Source organism: Streptomyces sp. ATCC 21386 (assembly GCF_018728545.1).
Classification (GTDB): domain Bacteria; phylum Actinomycetota; class Actinomycetes; order Streptomycetales; family Streptomycetaceae; genus Streptomyces.
Window position 1 is genome coordinate 6,222,469 of sequence record NZ_JAAVVL010000001.1, and the last position, 12,408, is coordinate 6,234,876.

A 12,408-nucleotide genomic window follows, 5' to 3' on the forward strand; every position below is an offset into this window, starting at 1 on the left:
CAAGCAGAGGACGGCATACGAGAGGACGTCGAGTCTCGTGGGCTCGGAGATGTGTAAAAGGGACAGGGTTGTGGCTGGTCGCGCAGTTCCCCGTGCTCCTCGAGGGGCGCGGATGTGATCGTCTTCGAGAAGGGTGAGCCGTGGGAAAGGCTGCTGTGTTCGATGTCGACGGGACCCTCGTCGACACCAATCATCTGCATGTCGTCTCCTGGTGGGAGGCGTTTCGGCAGGGCGGCCATCAGGTGGCCATGCATGACATCCATCGGGCGGTGGGGCTGCCGTCCGGTGACCTGATCACGCATCTGCTGGGTGAGGAGCGGGATCCGGCGGAGAAGGACGCGCTGAGCGCGGCGCACAAGGCGTTGTACGGGACGTACTTCGATCGGCTGCCCGCCTTCCCGGACGCCGGGCGGCTGCTGCGACGGCTCGACGGGCAGGGCTGGAGCGTGGTGCTGGCGACCTCGGCGGGCGGGGCCGAGCTGGCCGCGCTGCGGCGGGCCATCGGGGCCGACGACGCCATCGCGGCGACGGCGAGCGCCGACGACGTGGACCGGGGCAAGCCGGCGCCGGACCCGGTCGAGCAGGCCCTGGAGCTGGCGGGGGCGGAGGCCGAACGGTCGGTGTTCGTCGGGGACACCGTCTGGGACATGCGGGCCGGCGCCCGGGCCGGGGTGCACTGTGTGGCCGTGCTCTCCGGCGGCATCCCACGGCCCGAACTGGAGGCGGCCGGCGCGGAGTCGGTGTTCCGGAATCCGGCCCATCTGCTGGCCGCCCTGGCGGAGAGTCCGCTGGGCCGGGAGGACTGAGCTGGTGACAGCCGCGTGGGCGGCCCGGCGCGACGTGACACAGATCACCGTCATTGTCCGAATACGGAAGGAAGACCCCCTGGTAGTTTCCCGTTGAATCAACCGTGGGTGTGGATGGGACAGTGTCCCCGGGCCTCACCTTTTGCCCACAGGGACGATCGTTCGGCTGAAGCCCTGTGGAGCCTTTCGCCGAGAGGCGACCGCCATCCGCACCCACACACAGACCGCCCCGACCGTGATTCCCCCGTCCCGGTCGGGGCTTTTCGTTGTCCGGGGTGGTCAGGCGCCGATCGCTTCACGGTGGGCGCGTCGCAGCGACGGCGGCCGGCAGCCCGTCCACGCCCGGGGCGAACCCCCCGCGTGGGAGGCGGTTCGTCGGGGTGGCCGGTAGTGGCCGCGTGCATCCTCCGGGGCCGGGTACTCGTGGGCGGCTCCGGAGAATCGAAGTGCGCGAGAGGAGTCTGCGGTGAACGGAGAATCCGGCGGCAGGATCGTGGTCACTGGCGCCACCGGCAATGTGGGGACGAGTCTGGTGCGGCTGCTCGCGGAGGACGCACGGGTCGACCGGGTACGGGGCCTGGCCCGGCGGATCCCCGACTGGTCCCCCGCGAAGACGGACTGGTCGGCCGTGGACGTCGGGTCCGAGGAGGCCGATCTGGTCAAGGAGTTCGAAGGGGCGGACGCGGTCGTCCATCTGGCCTGGGCGTTCCAGCCGACGCACGACCCGGCCGCCACCTGGCGGACCAATGTGCTGGGCAGCATCCGGGTCTTCGAGGCGGTGGCGAAGGCCGAGGTACCGACGCTGGTGCACGCCTCGTCCGTCGGCGCCTACTCCCCCGGGCCGAAGGGCCGCGCGGTCGACGAGTCGTGGCCGACGCACGGCTGGCCGGACGCCGCGTACTGCCGGGAGAAGGCGTATCTGGAGCGGGCCCTGGACTCCTTCGAGCACGAGCACCCCGGGGTGCGGGTGGTGCGGATGCGACCCGCGTTCCTGTTCAAACGGGAGTCGGCGAGCGAGCAGCGCCGTATCTTCGGCGGGCGTTTCCTGCCGGGACAGTTGGCCCGGCCCGATCTGCTGCCGTTCCTGCCCGACATCCCCGGGCTGAAGGTGCAGGCCCTGCACACCGACGACGCGGCCCGCGCGTACCTGCTTGCCCTGTACTCCGACGCCCGTGGTGCCTTCAACCTCGCGGCGGAGTCACCCGTGGACGCCGCGCTGCTCAGCGAGGTGCTGGGGTCCCGTCCGGTGCGGCTGCCCCGCGTCGCGGCCCGGTCGGCGATCGCCGCCGCGTGGAACCTCCGGCTGCTGCCCGCCTCGCCGCACCTCTTCGACGCCGTGCTGCGGCTGCCGCTGATGGACTGCTCGAAGGCCCGCGACGAGCTGCGCTGGCGACCCGAGCGCACGTCGGTGGAGGTGCTGGAGGAGTTCCTGGAGGGTCTGCGGCACGGGGCCGGCGCGGAGACGGAACCGCTGCGGGGCCGGAAGGTCGGCTGAGCCCGCCGGACGCGCCCGGGCATGACGGCGCCTCCCCGGGTCCCACCGGGGAGGCGCCGAGTTCCTGCACGGCCCGGGAACGAGGGCCGGCCGACGTGGGTCAGCCGGAGGGCTCGTCGGGTACGGGCTGCTCGGGGTTGGCGGAGCCCGACCGCGGGGCGCCCTGCCGTCCGGTCCCGGCCTCGTCCGTGTCGGGCACGTCGGTGGCCTCGTCGTCACCTTCGTCCCGCTCGTCCGCGGCGGCACCCGTCGGAGCAGCCTCCCACGGGTCCTCGCCCTCGGTGGCCTGCTGGTCGGGCAAGTCCCTCGGTATGGGGTCCGGGTGCTCGCCGGGACCCTCCATGCGGTGATCGTCCACGGCGTGCTCCTTCCTGCTGTTGTGCACCGCGCGCGGGTACCTCGGCCCGACCGACCCAAACCGCGCGGTGTCCACGAGGTGTCAGGCGCTCCCGGCCAGCTCGTCCAGGGCGGCCGTCAGATGCGGGGCCACCCGCTCCCGCCGCCAGGCGAGGTCGTCGCCGCCGATGGCGCGCGGCACCGTCTCCACCAGCATGATCAGATCGAGGTAGCTGCGGTAGAGGGCGTACCGCCGGGCGGCCGACGGCGTGAACTCGGCGGCGCCGCCCGCCTCTTGATATCCGGTCATGAAGTCGGTGTCCTCCCGGACGTCCCCCAGCAGCGCCAGCGAGACGAAGTCCGCGACGGGGTCGCCCCAGAGCATGCGCTCGCCGTCGATCAGTCCGCCCACGCGCGCGGTGTCGCCGTGCTCCACGAGGATGTTGCCCGGCCACAGGTCGAAGTGGACCAGGCGCGGCACGGTCACCTCGTCGAGGGCGTCGTACGCGAGCTTCGCCGTACGCGCCACCTCGTGCAGGGGGCGGGGCAGCCAGGCGCCGAAACGGTCGGCGTCGTCGAGGACGGCCTCGTACATGGCGGTGAACGCGGTGCGCCAGTCGGGGGCGAGAGGGCCGAGGGCGCCGCCGGGATAGCCGTAGCCGGGCCCGGTGACCCGGTGCAGCCGGGCGACCAGGCCGCCCAGCTCCCGTCGCAGCGCCGCCTCCCGACCGGTGGGCGGCCCGTCCCAGCCGGTGCCGGGGCAGTGGCTGAGCAGGAGGTGGCGGCCCGCCGGCGCGCTCTCGTCGAAGGCGGCCCCGATGACGCGGGGAGCGGGGACGTCGACGGTCGCGGCGGCCCGGCAGAACTCGGCCTCGGCGGCGAGGAGCTCGCGTTCGTGGGCCAGGCCGGGCGTGGTGGGCGGCGGGGGGACCTTGAGGACGAGCCGGGTACCGTCGGCGAGGCGCAGTTCCTCGACCGTGTTGTACGTACCGCCGGTGAGCGGCCGGCGCTCGGCGAGAGCCTCCGGCGGCAGCCCCGCCGCCGCGAGTGCCAGCCGCGCGCGTTCCTGCTCGTCCACTGCGATCCCCCTCGTCGGCCTGCGCGTGGGGCCCACTCTGCCAGGCGGGCCCCCGCGATCACACCCTGCTCATCCGGCCGCGTCGACGTCCTCCGCGCGGCGAGGCGATGAGCTCGTCCGGCCGGAGGCCGTGGCCTCGACAGTCCCGAAAACCATTGGCCCCTCCACGGAAGTCCGCGTAGCTTAGGTGAAAACCTAGTGATCCTAGGTTCTGAGACCGATCACACCCTTCACCGGAGAACAGGCCGTCATGAGGACACTCACCGAGCAGGACATCCGTACCTCCTTCGTCAACTGCTCGAAGGGGGAGGCGAAGAGGATCTTCGTACCGCGCGATCTGGAGCAGCGGCCGTGGGAGGATCTGGATTTCCTCGGCTGGCGGGATCCCGGTGCGCCCGACCGGAGCTATCTGGTCGTGGAGCGCGAGGGAGGACTCGCCGGCGTCGCGTTGCGGCTCCCCTCCGCGCGGCGCGGGTTCCTGCACCGCAGCATGTGCTCGCTGTGCCTGACGACGCATCCGGGCGGCGGGGTCTCCCTGATGACGGCGCGGAAGGCGGGCGCGGCCGGCCGGGAGGGGAACTCGGTCGGCGTGTACATGTGCGCCGACCTGGCGTGCTCGCTCTATGTGCGCGGCAAGAAGGCCCTGGAGAGCGGCAGCCGCTTCGAGGAGAACCTCAGCGTGGAGGAACAGATCGCCCGGACGGCGGGCAATCTGTCCGCGTTCCTGGCGAAGCTGTACGACTGAACCCGCCCTGACCTTGTGGTCTTCGGTCCTCCCGGGCGATCACCCAGGTGACTACTGTCCTCGGTCAGGAGTTCGGTGCACCAGTGGAACGGGAACAGCGCAAGGATGCGAGACGTACGTGAAGTGTGGGGCCTGATCGACACACGGGTCGCGAAGTGGCGACAGGACCCGGTGATCGTCCAGTCGGTGCGGTCGGCGGCGGCCGCCACGGTGGCCTATGTGGTGGCGCTGCAACTCAGTACGGAGGCGGCGCCCCTGACGGCGCCGCTGACCGCCCTGCTGGTCGTGCAGGTGACCCTCTACTCCACCCTCACCACCGGTATCCGCCGGGTGAACTCGGTGGTCGCCGGCGTCGTCATCGCCATCGGCTTCAGTGTCCTGGTGGGCCTCACCTGGTGGAGCCTCGCCCTGATCATCCTGGCCTCGCTCGCGGTGGGTCATCTGGTGCGGGTGAGCGAGTTCGTGCCCGAGGTGGCCATCAGCGCGATGCTGGTGCTCGGCGTCACCAGGGTCGGCGACACGGCCTGGGCACGGATCCTGGAGACCCTGATCGGCGCGGTCGTCGGACTCGCCTTCAACCTGCTGCTCGCTCCCCCGGTCTGGGTGGAGGCGGCCGGTGAGTCCATCGAGGACCTGGCCCGGCGGATGCGGCGGCTGATGATACGGGTCGGCGAGCAGGCCGCGGGCCGCACTCCGGCGGAGGCCGCGGCGGCCCGGCTGCACGAGGCCCGGGAGCTGGACTTCGACATCGTCGAGGTGGACGCGGCCCTCAAGCAGGCCGAGGACAGCCTGAAGCTCAATCCGCGCGTACGGGAAGGCCTGCTGCACCGGGTGGTGCTGCGCACCGGCCTGGACACCCTGGAGATCTGCACGGTGGTGCTGCGGGTGCTGGCCCGTACCCTCACCGACCTCGCCAAGGAGCGGGAGCCGAGTCCGCTGTTCTCGGCGCAGGCGGGAGCCGCCATCGAGCGGCTGCTGGCCGAGATCGGCGACGCGGTGGTCAGCTTCGCGGTGCTGGTCACCACCGACGTCAGCCGCAGCGCCGAGTCCGCGGAGGACCGGCTCGCCGCCGAACTGTCGACCGCCGTCGCGACCCGCGACAAGCTCGCCCAGCTGCTCCTGGAGGACGTCCAGCGCGACCCGAGCCACTGGCAGTTGCACGGCGCCGTGCTGACGGAGGTCAACCGCATGCTGGACGAGCTGGACACCGAGCACCGCTCCCGGCGACTGATGGAGGAGCTCGACCGCTGCACCCGTGAACAGCGCGAGCGCTCCCCCCGGCTCATGCGCCTGCGCGACCGCGTCCGCATCGTGCGCCCCCGTCGGCGGAACCGGTCCGGCCTCGCCGGACGTACTAAGTGACGCCGGATACGAGGCGCTACGCGACGACGAGGGGAGCGTACGGAATGGCCGAAGGCACCGTGCGGATCGACGGGACCACACTCCATCTGCCGGGCGAGGTGCGGGTGCGCTTCATCCGCACCCTGCGTCTGCCGGAGACGGGGACGCACCAACTCCCGCCCGGACTGGGCGACTTCCCGATCCGCCGGGTCGAGGACTATCCGCACACCGCTCCCGCCGAGATGCGGGCGCGCGGCGGGGTGATGCTCCCCGTGTACCTGCGTGAGGCGATGTGGCTGCACTTCGGCGGTTCCACGGAACCGGCCGCGCTCCAGGTCGGGGTCGGCAAGGTGTGCGCGGTGTCGGGCAAGCCGTGGACCGGCGCGCTCGCCCGCGATCCGCAGAACTACGTCGTGGTCCCCCGGCAGCCGTGGCTGGACGGCATCAACTCCGGCAAGGGCACGGTCAGGCAGTTCGTGGCCGTGCCCCTCGGCCTCGGTGCCACGGTCGAGGGCCAGGTCACCGGCGAGGAGGTGTTCGGCGGGGTGCAGCTCCAGTCGTTCCCGTTGAACGACAAGCAGCTGGCGGTGTGGCGGGAGGAGGAGCGGCTGAGGGCCGAACATCAGCGCGACCTCGCCCAGCTCGGCACCACCACCCTCTTCGCCGGCACGGGCCCGGTCCCGATGCCGCCGCCGGGTGCCGTGCCGCTGCCGCCCCCGGCCACCGGAGCCCCGCTGCCCCTCCCCCGCCCGCACCGGCCCCCAGCCGCTGTACATCGGGACGTACACCTCCGTCGAGGGCGGCGGCGACGGCATCGGGGTGGCGACCTACGACCCCCGGAGCGGTCGTGTCACCGGTGAGGGGACGATCGGCGGGGTCGGCGACCCGTCGTACCTCGCCGTGCACCCGGACGGCCGCACGCTGTACGCCGTGAACGAGCGGCCGGAGGGCGGGGTGACCGCCGTCCGGCTCTCCGACCGCAAGGTGCTGGGCACCCGGAGCAGTGGCGGCGAGGCGCCCTGCCACCTGTCGGTGCATCCGAGCGGACGGTGGCTGCTGAGCGCGAACTACGGTTCGGGCAGCGTCGCCGTGCACCCCGTCGAGGAGTCGGGCACGCTGGGCGAGCGCACCGACCTGGTGGTGCACAGCAGTCCGGCGCCGGGCCCCGGCCAGGACGGGCCGCACGCGCACCAGATCGTCACGAGCCCCGACGGCGGCCATGTCCTCGCCGTCGACCTGGGCACCGACACCGTCTACACCTACCGCCTGGACGAGTCCCGCGGCACGCTCACCGAGGTGTCCCGGGCGCGCCTGCGGGCGGGTGCGGGGCCCCGGCACCTGACCTTCCATCCCGAGGGGCGGTACGCCTATCTCGCGGGCGAGGTGGACAACACGGTCGTGGTCTGCGCCTACGAGCCCGACCGGGGGCGGCTCACGCCGGGCCCGCCGCAGCCCACGGGCACGGGTACGCGCACCAACTACCCGGCGCAGCTGGTCGTGACGCCGGACGGCTCGTACGCGTATCTCGCCAACCGGGGACACGACAGTCTGACGCGTTACGCGGTGGAGGCGGACGGCGCGCGGCTGAGGCTGCTCGACACCGTGCCGGTCGGCGGGGACTTCCCGCGCCAGATCGCCCTGTCGCCGGACGGGGGCCTGCTGTTCGCCGCGCTGCAGCGGTCGAGCGCGGTCAGCGTCTTCGAGGTCGACGCGGACAGCGGTGGACTGCGGCGCGTGGGCGCGCCGTTCGCGTCACCCGTCGCCGTCTGTGCGCTGCCGCTGTAGGGCACGGGGGCAGGACGCGGCGCTCGCCTGGGAGAGCAGGATGTGCATCCGCTCGGTGAGCTGCGCCATGTCGTCGGCGGGTTTGTGGAACGTCAGACGTACGTCGCCGTTGCCGCGGGCCCGCTCGATGCGCAGGGTCAGGCCGTGCCGGTCGACGGCGAGCGGCTGGACGCGTACGGCGCCGTGCAGGCTGTCGTGCGGCACGAGCCGGGTGAGGCGTTCGACGGCGTCCGGGTGGGCGTCGGCGAGGTGGGTCAGCAGCCGGGACTCGGCCGTGGCCAGCGGATCCGGGGCGGCGGCGGCGAACTCGTCGAGGTCGACCACGACCGCGCCGGACGGCTCGCGCAGCACGATGCGGGTGGCCTTGAACTCCAGGTCGCCGTCCTTGGGCGCGAACCAGCCGGCGATCCACAGCCGGGCCCGGATGCGGTTGCGGACGGGGACGGGCGCGACGTCGGCGAACTCCAGCACGGCGGACGGTTCGCCGCGCGGGGCGCAGATCGCGGCGGCGACGAGCGTACTGTCCTCGGGGACGCACAGGATCACCCGGCCGTCCTCCGTGACGCTGTGCGCGCCGACGAACTCCTCGCGGCCGCCCTCGGCGGTCACCGCGCAGGACCACGCCGCCGCGAGCACCGAGCGGGCGCGCTCGGCCGCGGCGGGCGCGGCCGTCCAGGTGTGACGGTCACCCATCCCAAACCTCCCTTAGGTAAGCCTTGCCTAACCTATCGAAGATCGGGGCGTACGCCAACCACCGCCGGACAACCTGTGGACTTTCCGTTCGCCGCGACGAACCGGCCGAGGTGCCGACCCGGGGGACGGGGAACCCCGAACTCAGGGAACGAGAACCCCGAAAAGGGCCCGCGCACACAGATCACGCACCTGTTGCCGGGACAGCTCCGAGCCCCTCAGCCACTCCAGACAGACCGCCGTCGTGAACGACAGCCAGCCGCGCACGGCGAGCCGCATCTCCGGCCGCCCGTCGAGGGCCGCCGCGAACTCCGCGTCCGACGCCAGGGCCGCCAGGATCTGCGCCTCCTGGGCGGCCAGCGCCCGCTGGTAGACCTTGCGCACGGCCTGGTCCCCGGTGGCGTCGGCGCGGTGGAACGCCCGGAAGCCGTGGGCGTGGTCCTCGACGTACGCGAGGAACGCGTCGAGCCCGCCCGCCAGCCGCTCGCGCGCCGAGCCGCCGGGGGCAGGGGTCATGATCCGCAGCATCCGCTCGCTCTCGCGCTCCACCACGGCCGCGAAGAAGACCCGCTTGTTCGGGAAGTAGTGGTACAGCAGCCCCCGGGAGACACCGGCGATCTCGGCGACCTGCTCGATCCACACGTCGTCGTACGAGCTCTCCGAGAAGAGCCGGGCCCCGACCGCGAGCAGCTGCTCCCGCCGCTCCTCGGTACTGAGCCGGCGACGGGGGCGCTCTCCCTGCCTGGCTGCCATGCCGTCACTTTACTTGACGCGGGTTCAACAGCGGGACGAGACTGGGACCACTATTGAACCCGAGTACAACAAGTCGCGGCGGCCCCGGCACGGCGTGCGCGCGAGGGAGAGGTGGTCATGACGGCGACGACGGGGACCACGACCACCAGGGGTTTCCGCAGCGCGGAGCTGGGCTGGCCCGAACTGCACCGCATACCGCACCCGCCGTACCGGCTCCCCGTCATCGGCGACGCCCTCGGGACGAATCTGCGCACACCCGTCCAGGAGTCCCTGCGGCTCGGGCGGCGGCTCGGGCCGATCTTCCGGCGGAAGGCGTTCACCAAGGAGATCGTGTTCGTCGGGGGCGCGGACCTCGCGGCCGAACTGGCGGACGAGTCACGGTTCGCCAAGCACGTGGGGGTGGGCGTCGCCAATCTGCGCCCGGTGGCCGGCGACGGGCTCTTCACGGCCTACAACCACGAACCCAACTGGCAGCTCGCCCACGACGTCCTCGCCCCGGGCTTCAGCCGGGAGGCCATGGCCGGATACCACCCGCTGATGCTCGACGTCGCCGAGCGGCTGATGGACCACTGGGACCGGGCGGGCGAGGCCGGCGAGAGCGTGGATGTGCCCGGTGACATGACCAAGCTGACGCTGGAGACGATCGCCCGCACCGGCTTCGGCCACGACTTCGGTTCCTTCGAGCGGTCCCGGCCGCACCCGTTCGTGGCGGCGATGGTCGGAACCCTGGCCTACGCCCAGCGCCGCAACCTCGTCCCCGACCCGTTGGTGCCCCTGCTGCTGCGGGACGCCGCCCGGCACAACCGGGCGGACATGGCGTACCTCGACGAGACGGTCGACGCGGTGGTGCGGGCGCGGCGCTCCTCCACCGGCGCCGGGGGCCGGCTCGGCGTCCGTGGCGCGGAGGCCGGGAGCGGTGATCTGCTCGACCGGATGCTGGAGACGGCGCATCCGGAGACCGGGGAGCGGCTGTCCGCCGAGAACGTCCGACGGCAGGTCATCACCTTTCTGGTCGCCGGGCACGAGACCACCTCGGGCGCCCTGTCCTTCGCCCTGCACTACCTCGCCCGGCACCCGGACCTGGCGGCCCGCGCCCGCGCCGAGGTGGACCGGGTCTGGGGCGACACCGCACGGCCCGGCTACGAGCAGGTGGCCAGACTGCGGTACGTGCGCCGGGTGCTGGACGAGGCGCTGCGGCTGTGGCCGACGGCGCCCGCCTTCTCCCGGGAGGCCCGCGAGGACACCGTGCTGGGCGGGGTCCATCCGATGCGGCGCGGCGCCTGGGCCCTGCTGCTGACCGCGATGCTGCACCGGGACCCGGCGGTGTGGGGCGCGGACGCGGACCGGTTCGACCCGGACCGCTTCGAGGCGGCGGCGGTGCGCTCGCGGGCACCGCACACGTTCAAGCCGTTCGGTACGGGGGCCCGGGCCTGCATCGGCCGCCAGTTCGCGCTCCACGAGGCCACGCTGGTGCTGGGCCTGCTGCTGCGCCGGTACGAGCTGAGCCCGGAGCCGGGGTACCGGCTGCGGGTGGTGGAACGGCTGACCTTGATGCCGGAGGGGCTGCGGCTGCACGCGGAGCGGCGGGTGGGGGTGGCCGGGAGGAGCGCCGCGGAACCACCGGCACCGCCATCGCCCTCCCCCGCGTCCTCGCCGCCGCCTTCACCCGCCGAGACGTCACGCTGTCCAGTGACCGGGGCGGGTGACTGAGGTCGGCAGCCGGGTGCCGGCGGTGCCCCGGGCCGCGTTGAGCTGGGGCTGGGTCAGGAAGAACGCGCCGGTCAGGTCCGCGTCGGTGAGGTCGGTGTCGCGGAGGTCGGCGCCGATCAGATCCGCACCGCGCAGATCGGCCCCGGTCAGGTCGGCGGCTATGAGGTAGGCACCCCGCAGGTCGGCCTTCCTGAGGTCGGCCCCTTTGAGGCGGGCACCGATGAGGTCGGCCCCCCGCCGGTTCCGCCCGCGTCCGGCGCCGGCGCGCATGAGGTCGCTGACCTTCAGCAGCAGCACGTTGACGCGCTGCCGGTGCGCGGCGACGTCCAGCTCTGCCAGTTCCTGCGCCGTCCCGCCGGTCAGCCGCTCGGTCTCGTCGAGGGCGCGGCGCAGGTCAGGGTGCACGGGACGGGCGGCGGGGAGGGTCAGCGACTCGGTCAAGTACCAGAGGAGTTCGTGGAGTTGACGCACGACCGGGAAGACGTCGAACATCCGCCGGGCGTGCTCACGGCCGCCGGTGCGCCAGCTCTCGCCCCCGAACGTGCCCTGTGAGACCTTCTGCCCGGCGCCGAAGCAGTCGTAGACGGTGCAGCCGGTGAACCCCTCGCCCCTGAGCCGGTCGTGGATGCCGCAGCCGAAGTCCTCCCGGAGGTTGCCGCACGGCTTGCCGGCGGCCTTGTCGACGGCGAAGTCCGCCGAGCGGGCGAACGGCAGGGCCACACAGCACAGGCCGAAGCAACTGCCGCAGTCCGCGCGCAGATCACGCAGGTCACGCAGGTCAGGCGTGTGGCGGGCAGCACCGGATGTCTGTTCCATACGGCTCACCCTAACCAGAACTCACCGACGGGTTCTCCGCAGGCCAAGGGCCTCGCACGTCACCGGGGGAACACCTCGAAGGCCACCGCGGGCCTCCCGCCGAACCGCTCGCCCGTGGCGCGGGCGTGCCCGTTGAGGAACTCGCGGGCGTAGGTCTCCGGATCCTCCTGCGTCAGTGCCTCGATATAGGTGCGGTGCTCCAGGAGGGAGGCGACGGCGCGGTCGAGGCCGGGGCCGGCGTCGACCGCGTGGGTGGGGCTGGAGGAACCGGCGACGGCGACCCAGCGGACGCCGTCCCAGGGCTCCAGCCCCTGTTCGACGAGTTCGGGGAAGATCCAGCGGTTCCCCGCGTCCCCGGCGGCGTCCAGGGTCGCCCGGCCCACGGCCACGTGGTCGGGAGTGTTCCAGGCGACGCCGCCCCAGGTGTCGCGGTGGTTGAGGGTGATGAGCAGTTCGGGGCGGTGCCGGCGGACGGCGGCCGCGATGTCCCGGCGCAGCGCGGGCCCGTACTCGACGACACCGTCCGCGTGGTCGAGGAACTCGACCTCCGACACGCCCACGACGGCCGCGCTCGCCCGCTGCTCCCGCTCCCGCAGCGGGCCGCACCGTGCGGGTTCCAGCGTGTCGATGCCCGCCTCGCCGCGGGTCACCAGGACGTAGGCGACCTCACGGCCGGCGTCGGTCCACGCGGCGATCGCCGCCGAGCACCCGTACTCGAGGTCGTCCGGATGGGCCACGACGGCAAGAGCACGCCGCCAGTCCTCGGGCATGGGCGCGAGCTGCTCCGGCTGAACCTGCTGAGGGTCGGTCATGTCGGCACACTAACCCCTGGGCACCGGCCCCGTGCGAAGAA

12 protein-coding genes are annotated in these 12,408 nt (G+C 72.8%); 6 read left to right on the forward strand and 6 right to left on the reverse strand.

The window, feature by feature from the left end; all coding sequences use genetic code 11:
* Nucleotides 1-140 precede the first annotated feature (140 nt).
* Nucleotides 141-806: an HAD family hydrolase gene (locus tag GWK25_RS26725; RefSeq protein ID WP_215453763.1), complete on the forward strand. Its 666-nt coding sequence runs from the start codon at nucleotides 141-143 to the stop codon at nucleotides 804-806.
* Between the two features lie 466 nt (nucleotides 807-1,272).
* Nucleotides 1,273-2,301, forward strand: coding sequence for an SDR family oxidoreductase (locus GWK25_RS26730; RefSeq protein ID WP_215453764.1), 1,029 nt, complete (start codon nucleotides 1,273-1,275; stop codon nucleotides 2,299-2,301).
* Nucleotides 2,302-2,401: 100 nt separating this feature from the next.
* Here the strand turns inward: GWK25_RS26730 and GWK25_RS26735 are convergent, their stop codons facing one another.
* Together GWK25_RS26735 and GWK25_RS26740 are read right to left on the reverse strand one after the other, a co-directional pair.
* Nucleotides 2,402-2,659 (reverse strand): hypothetical protein, encoded by a 258-nt coding sequence (locus GWK25_RS26735; protein ID WP_215453765.1) that lies wholly within the window; start codon nucleotides 2,657-2,659, stop codon nucleotides 2,402-2,404.
* A gap of 81 nt (nucleotides 2,660-2,740) precedes the next feature.
* Entirely contained in the window at nucleotides 2,741-3,715 is a 975-nt protein-coding gene (locus GWK25_RS26740; RefSeq protein WP_215453766.1) for a phosphotransferase family protein, read from the reverse strand.
* A gap of 250 nt (nucleotides 3,716-3,965) precedes the next feature.
* Between GWK25_RS26740 and GWK25_RS26745 the strand changes: the two genes are divergently transcribed.
* The 3 genes from GWK25_RS26745 (at nucleotide 3,966) to GWK25_RS26760 (ending at nucleotide 7,586) form a co-directional block, all read left to right on the forward strand.
* Nucleotides 3,966-4,460, forward strand: coding sequence for an FBP domain-containing protein (locus GWK25_RS26745; RefSeq protein ID WP_215453767.1), 495 nt, complete (start codon nucleotides 3,966-3,968; stop codon nucleotides 4,458-4,460).
* 105 nt (nucleotides 4,461-4,565) lie between these two features.
* Nucleotides 4,566-5,822, forward strand: coding sequence for an aromatic acid exporter family protein (locus GWK25_RS26750; RefSeq protein WP_215453769.1), 1,257 nt, complete (start codon nucleotides 4,566-4,568; stop codon nucleotides 5,820-5,822).
* A 600-nt stretch (nucleotides 5,823-6,422) separates the two neighbouring features.
* The gene (locus tag GWK25_RS26760; protein WP_215457602.1) at nucleotides 6,423-7,586 is read left to right on the forward strand and encodes a lactonase family protein; all 1,164 of its coding nucleotides are present in this window, start codon (nucleotides 6,423-6,425) and stop codon (nucleotides 7,584-7,586) included.
* Here the strand turns inward: GWK25_RS26760 and GWK25_RS26765 are convergent.
* Together GWK25_RS26765 and GWK25_RS26770 are read right to left on the reverse strand one after the other, a co-directional pair.
* The gene (locus GWK25_RS26765) at nucleotides 7,554-8,279 is read right to left on the reverse strand and encodes a DUF2470 domain-containing protein (protein WP_215453771.1); all 726 of its coding nucleotides are present in this window, start codon (nucleotides 8,277-8,279) and stop codon (nucleotides 7,554-7,556) included. The two genes, GWK25_RS26760 and GWK25_RS26765, sit on opposite strands and share 33 nt — an antisense overlap.
* Before the next feature lie 141 nt (nucleotides 8,280-8,420).
* Nucleotides 8,421-9,029, reverse strand: a complete 609-nt coding sequence (locus tag GWK25_RS26770) for a TetR/AcrR family transcriptional regulator (protein WP_215453773.1) — start codon at nucleotides 9,027-9,029, stop codon at nucleotides 8,421-8,423.
* A gap of 117 nt (nucleotides 9,030-9,146) precedes the next feature.
* Between GWK25_RS26770 and GWK25_RS26775 the strand changes: the two genes are divergently transcribed.
* Nucleotides 9,147-10,739 (forward strand): cytochrome P450, encoded by a 1,593-nt coding sequence (locus GWK25_RS26775; RefSeq protein WP_215453775.1) that lies wholly within the window; start codon nucleotides 9,147-9,149, stop codon nucleotides 10,737-10,739.
* Here the strand turns inward: GWK25_RS26775 and GWK25_RS26780 are convergent.
* Together GWK25_RS26780 and GWK25_RS26785 are read right to left on the reverse strand one after the other, a co-directional pair.
* The gene (locus GWK25_RS26780; protein ID WP_215453777.1) at nucleotides 10,707-11,555 is read right to left on the reverse strand and encodes a pentapeptide repeat-containing protein; all 849 of its coding nucleotides are present in this window, start codon (nucleotides 11,553-11,555) and stop codon (nucleotides 10,707-10,709) included. The genes GWK25_RS26775 and GWK25_RS26780 overlap by 33 nt on opposite strands.
* Nucleotides 11,556-11,614: 59 nt before the next feature.
* Entirely contained in the window at nucleotides 11,615-12,367 is a 753-nt protein-coding gene (locus tag GWK25_RS26785; protein ID WP_215453779.1) for a PIG-L deacetylase family protein, read from the reverse strand.
* Nucleotides 12,368-12,408: the final 41 nt, after the last annotated feature.

What these genes read in the sequence shown, in the direction of transcription:
- GWK25_RS26745 (WP_215453767.1), top strand. Translation starts at nt 3,966, where the DNA reads ATGAGGACACTCACCGAGCAGGACATCCGTACCTCCTTCGTCAACTGC.
- GWK25_RS26750 (WP_215453769.1), top strand. Translation starts at nt 4,566, where the DNA reads ATGCGAGACGTACGTGAAGTGTGGGGCCTGATCGACACACGGGTCGCG.
- GWK25_RS26765 (WP_215453771.1), bottom strand. Translation starts at nt 8,279, where the DNA reads ATGGGTGACCGTCACACCTGGACGGCCGCGCCCGCCGCGGCCGAGCGC.
- GWK25_RS26770 (WP_215453773.1), bottom strand. Translation starts at nt 9,029, where the DNA reads ATGGCAGCCAGGCAGGGAGAGCGCCCCCGTCGCCGGCTCAGTACCGAG.
- GWK25_RS26775 (WP_215453775.1), top strand. Translation starts at nt 9,147, where the DNA reads ATGACGGCGACGACGGGGACCACGACCACCAGGGGTTTCCGCAGCGCG.
- GWK25_RS26780 (WP_215453777.1), bottom strand. Translation starts at nt 11,555, where the DNA reads ATGGAACAGACATCCGGTGCTGCCCGCCACACGCCTGACCTGCGTGAC.
- GWK25_RS26785 (WP_215453779.1), bottom strand. Translation starts at nt 12,367, where the DNA reads ATGACCGACCCTCAGCAGGTTCAGCCGGAGCAGCTCGCGCCCATGCCC.